5 protein-coding genes and 1 pseudogene are annotated in these 4,980 nt (G+C 46.4%); 5 read left to right on the top strand and 1 reads right to left on the bottom strand.

The features are described from left to right. The 5 genes from clpX to WMO25_RS14785 all read left to right on the top strand — a co-directional run. Nucleotides 1-886 (top strand): ATP-dependent Clp protease ATP-binding subunit ClpX (gene clpX, locus WMO25_RS14805; RefSeq protein ID WP_349085947.1); only part of this gene is annotated, 886 nt, incomplete at its 5' end. A gap of 103 nt (nt 887-989) precedes the next feature. After that, nucleotides 990-1,694, top strand: coding sequence for a S8 family serine peptidase (locus WMO25_RS14800; protein ID WP_349085945.1), 705 nt, complete (start codon nt 990-992; stop codon nt 1,692-1,694). Nucleotides 1,695-1,698: 4 nt separating this feature from the next. Further along, nucleotides 1,699-2,712, top strand: a complete 1,014-nt coding sequence (locus tag WMO25_RS14795) for a S8 family peptidase (RefSeq protein ID WP_349085943.1) — start codon at nt 1,699-1,701, stop codon at nt 2,710-2,712. Nucleotides 2,713-2,805: 93 nt separating this feature from the next. Next, the gene (locus WMO25_RS14790) at nt 2,806-3,396 is read left to right on the top strand and encodes a zinc ribbon domain-containing protein (RefSeq protein ID WP_349085941.1); all 591 of its coding nucleotides are present in this window, start codon (nt 2,806-2,808) and stop codon (nt 3,394-3,396) included. Between the two features lie 59 nt (nt 3,397-3,455). Further along, nucleotides 3,456-4,358: a polysaccharide deacetylase family protein gene (locus WMO25_RS14785; RefSeq protein WP_349085940.1), complete on the top strand. Its 903-nt coding sequence runs from the start codon at nt 3,456-3,458 to the stop codon at nt 4,356-4,358. Between the two features lie 120 nt (nt 4,359-4,478). Here WMO25_RS14785 and WMO25_RS14780 read toward each other — a convergent pair. Beyond that, nucleotides 4,479-4,980, bottom strand: a pseudogene (locus WMO25_RS14780) (peptide chain release factor 3); the annotation flags it as partial.

Here is a 4,980-nt window from a genome sequence, read left to right as displayed (position 1 = left end):
CAAGACGCTGGCGAGACTTCTGGATGTGCCTCTGGCAATCACAGACGCCACATCCCTGACAGAGGCCGGCTATATCGGTGATGATATCGAAAGTGTCGTATCGAAGCTTCTGGCGGCTGCTGACAATGATACAGAACGTGCAGAGCGAGGCATTATATTTATTGATGAGATTGACAAGATCGCCAAGAAGAAGAATACAACAGCCCGGGATGTCAGCGGTGAGTCTGTACAGCAGGGCCTTTTGAAACTTCTGGAAGGCAGTGAAGTAGAAGTACCGGTTGGGGCCACCAGCAAGAATGCCATGGTACCACTGGTAACAATTGATACAAGAAATATTTTATTTATTTGCGGCGGTGCATTCCCGGATCTTGAGAATATTGTCAAAGAACGTCTGACCAGACACAGTTCGATCGGTTTCAGTGCTGAGCTGAAGGATAAGTATGATCAGGATAAGAATATTGTCAGCAAGGTGACCATCGATGATCTGCGGGCATTTGGCATGATTCCGGAGTTTATCGGGCGACTGCCGATTACGGTGACACTGGAAGGCCTGAACCGTGATATGATGATCCGTATTTTGAAGGAACCAAAGAACGCTATTCTCAGACAGTACCAGAAACTGCTGGCGCTGGATGAGGTGGATCTTCGATTTGATGATGAAGCCCTGGGTGTTATTGCGGATAAAGCAATTGCCAGAAAGACAGGTGCCAGAGCACTCCGCTCCATCATTGAGGAATTTATGCTGGATATTATGTATGAGATCCCGAAGGATGACAATATCGGCAGTGTGACGATTACCAAAGCCTATATTGAAGGCAAAGGCAGTCCGATGATCGCTATGCGCGGAACACCTGCATTGCCGGAGAGTCCGTCAGCGAACAATTAACAGTTTCTATCACCGTCGATACATTTCCAAAGTGCAGAAGCTGGTTATAATTTCCGGGTAAGCGGCATATAGTCTGTTGAATCTGCTGACAGGCGGGAATGAAATGGTAGAGAATTATGACGACATATCCTGTGAAGATGTGATTTACAGTGAGGATTACCGGGATTATATCAAAGAGTATTTTCAGGACTTTTCAAGTATTGCGGGCACGTATCATCCGGTCTGCATTGAGGCTATCGGCAGCCGGTATGCGGTGATGCATCTGGCAGGTGATACATCTATGCAGAACATACTTTCTGACTACAATATCAGCATGCTGCCGGCTTTATATGGTCTTCTGGGGACAGCCGGACTGGAAGAGAGCGGTATTTTATATTTTCACAGATCACCTTATCTGAATCTGAGAGGTTCAGGTGTGATGATCGGTGTCATTGATACCGGAATCGACTACAGGCATCAGGCATTTACCTATGAGGACCGTACAACGAAGATTTATTCCATATGGGATCAGACTATTCGTGACGGGGAGAGCCCCGAAGGCTTTATATATGGCACTGAATATACTTCAGAGCAGATCAACCGGGCATTGGCTGCAGAGAATAGTCTGGCTGTTGTGCCATCTCAAGATGAAAACGGGCATGGGACATTTATAGCCGGTGTTGCAGCAGGAAGAGTGATAGAATCAGAAGATTTTTCGGGGGGCAGCACCGGAGGCATCTCTGTGTATTGTCAAGCTGAAGCCATGCAAGCAGTATTTGAGGCAGTTTTATGGAACGGCGGCAGATGTCCCTGCATATCAGGAGAATGATATTATGGCAGGCATCAGCTACTGCATTCAAAAGGCAAAGGAAGCCAGGATGCCTGTGATCATTTTGCTGGGAGTCGGGACGAACAGCGGCGGACATACGGGCCAGTCGTATCTGAGTCAGCTGATTGATGATATTTCCGGTTTCAGCGGTGTTTGTGTTGTAACAGCAGTGGGCGGAGAGGCAGATAAGAGACATCATTTTCTGGGCGTCCTGCCTGAGGATTCGGCTTATACAGAGGCTGAGATCAGAGTGGGGGCCGGGGAGAGGGCTTTTTCGCTGGAGCTGTGGTCGATGCACCCGGATCTCTATACTATTGGGATTCAGTCACCCGCTGGTGAGAGAATTGAGAAGATCACACCAATTGCAGGAAGAAGCCAGACTATTCGTTTTATTCTGGACCAGACGGCAATTTTTGTTTATTATCAGATGGTTGAATCTCTTTCCGGACAGCAGGTGGTTTTTCTGCGATTTGATGAGCCGACACAGGGAATCTGGTCACTGCGCATATATGGCAATCTGGCAGTGAACAGACGATTTCACATCTGGCTGCCTATGACACCATTTATTTCAGATCAGACATATTTTCTGAGACCAGATCCGGATGTGACACTTTCTGATGCAGCCTGTGCATCGGAGGGCATATCCGTGGCGGCTTATAATGATACGAATAACAGTTTGTACGCCGCATCGGGAAGAGGGTTTACAGCAGATTACGAAATAAAGCCGGATCTGGCAGCACCGGGAGTGCAGATATACGGACCGGTTCCGGGAAACAGATTCGGGACCAAGACAGGAACAAGCATGGCTGCAGCACAAACGGCCGGTGCGGCAGCTTTGCTGATGGAATGGGGACTTTTAAAGGGCAATGATCTTCAGCTGAACAGTCATAAGATCATTAAATATCTGACATTGGGTGCTGTCCGCAAAGAAGGTGTTGTCTATCCAGATCGGGCATGGGGCTATGGAAGATTGAATCTTCTGAAAACTTTCAATGAACTGGTGACAGGACGTACATAAAGGTATATAATAGTAATCGAGACAAAGAGATTTTTGACTATACACGACAATAGCCAGAAATAGTACATACAATTCATACAGGAGGGTAATATTATGGCATTTTTTGATCAGCTTAAGAAAAATTTATCAGGCGTAACAGACACAGTTGCAAAAACTTCTGAAAACGTGATGAAGAAATCCAGTACAGCGATTGAGATTCAGAAGGCAAAGCTGAAAAAAGTATCGTTGGAAGGCGATATGAAAGAATTATATGCATCTCTTGGCAAGTTGTATTTTGAGAAATACGCTGATGGCGATATGCCAAAGGAAATGGCAGAGTTATGCGAGAAGATTACATCTTGTCAGCATGCGATCAATGAAGCTGAGCAGAGAGCCGCTTTATTGAAGGGAGTTGTCATCTGTTCAAATTGTCAGGCAGAGGTGGATAAGGATGCGTCCTATTGTCCGAAATGCGGTGCAGAGATCATCCATGTTGTAGAAGAAGATGAGAATGTGGATGCAGCATCTTCTGAGGAAGTGGATGATGAAGTGCCAGATGGTGCAGATATAGAGGATTCAGAAGGCGGGGCTGAAGAAGTAGACGCTGAACCGGAAGAAAGTGCAGAGGCAAACGAGCAGGAAGATGAAGCTGCTAAAGAAACGGAAGAGGGAGAAGCTTCAGACGAATGCACAGACAACGAATAAACGAGATGAGAAACAGAAAAAGCTGCTGTCGAGCAGGCAGCAGCAAGAGGGAGAATAAAATGAAAAGACTGAAGAAACTGGCGGGCATGATTGGGCTTGTTATTCTGTTATGTGGCATTATGACCGGATGTTCCGGAAAGAGACTGTATTCAGAAGAGGAATTAACACAGATCCATGATGTAGTTGGTGCTGTAGAACAGATAACAAAGGAATTCCAGTATGTGATCGGCGACAGCATGCAGTCGCTTTTGGAGGATTCTTCAAGCAGGGCAGATTTGATGGATTATGTGTCCACAAGGAAATATGACCCGGACAAGAAGATCATTGCATTGACCTTTGATGATGGGCCGAGCACAGCGGATACGAATGGCACCAGTGATCTTCTGGATGTACTGGAACAGTATGACAGCCGTGCAACATTTTTTTGTGTCGGCAACAATATTAATGACAAATCATGTCCGTTGCTGAAACGTATGGTGGAACTGGGATGTGAAGTAGGCAACCACAGCTATGACCATGCACAGCTGACGAAACTGGATGCCCAAGGTGTCCATGATGAGATTGATACGACCAACGAATTGATTAAGAAATATTCAGGCAGAGACTGCCGTATTATCCGACCGCCATATGGCGCGGCTGATAATGACATTGTACCGGCGAATGTATCACAACCTTTTATTATGTGGGATGTAGATACGGAGGACTGGAAAAGTCTGAATGCGTCTAAGGTTATTGCCAGTGTCGAAAGGTACAGAAACCAGGATTGGGATGGTGCTGTTATACTGATGCATGATATCCATCCGACAACGGTTGAGGCCTGCAAGACACTGATCCCTGAACTGGTCAATGCAGGATACCAGTTAGTCACGGTATCGGAGTTGGCTTATCTCAAAGGTGTTAAACTGGAACCGGGCAAGAGTTATTGGGGCATTGGTGAGAAATCAACTGAAACAGACTATTAGCATGGTTGTTTGCGTTCGGCCGCTCAGAAAGCCATGTGATAAAAAAGAAAAATCCCCCATTGAAAACGTTTCGTACGGGTGCGCGTTGTTTTCAATGGGGGATTTTTTTTATGATATAACCTACCAGCGGCCGAACTCGGACAACTCAAGGCCTTTATTCTTATCCAAAACGGACTGAACAGCCCATTCATGAACAAAGAGCAGCAGCGGGTTGCCTTTGAGGTCTTTGATACGCTTCATATCGGATGTGCCGATAATCTTGTTTGTCTCAATTTCATCCTTATTGGCAATCCAGCGGATGTATTCGTGAGGCATTGGTTCAAGACGGATCTCAACGCCGTATTCATTGAGCAGACGGTGCTTCAGAACGTCGAACTGAAGGACACCGACAACGCCGACGATGATCTCTTCCATACCGGTGTTGTATTCCTGGAAGATCTGGATGGCACCTTCCTGGGCAATTTGGGAGATACCTTTGATGAACTGCTTACGCTTCATGGTATCTACCTGACGGACTTTGGCAAAATGTTCAGGTGCGAAAGTCGGAATACCTTCAAAGGCGAATTTCTTGCCGGGTGCGCAGACGGTATCTCCGATGGAGAAAATACCCGGGTCAAAGACA

The sequence above is a fragment of the Coprococcus intestinihominis genome (assembly GCF_040096555.1).
In the GTDB taxonomy this organism is placed as follows: domain Bacteria; phylum Bacillota; class Clostridia; order Lachnospirales; family Lachnospiraceae; genus Coprococcus_A; species Coprococcus_A intestinihominis.
This window is presented reverse-complemented; position numbering and strand designations above follow the sequence as displayed.

What these genes read in the sequence shown, in the direction of transcription:
- WMO25_RS14785 (WP_349085940.1), top strand. Translation starts at nt 3,456, where the DNA reads ATGAAAAGACTGAAGAAACTGGCGGGCATGATTGGGCTTGTTATTCTG.
- WMO25_RS14795 (WP_349085943.1), top strand. Translation starts at nt 1,699, where the DNA reads ATGGCAGGCATCAGCTACTGCATTCAAAAGGCAAAGGAAGCCAGGATG.
- WMO25_RS14790 (WP_349085941.1), top strand. Translation starts at nt 2,806, where the DNA reads ATGGCATTTTTTGATCAGCTTAAGAAAAATTTATCAGGCGTAACAGAC.
- WMO25_RS14800 (WP_349085945.1), top strand. Translation starts at nt 990, where the DNA reads ATGGTAGAGAATTATGACGACATATCCTGTGAAGATGTGATTTACAGT.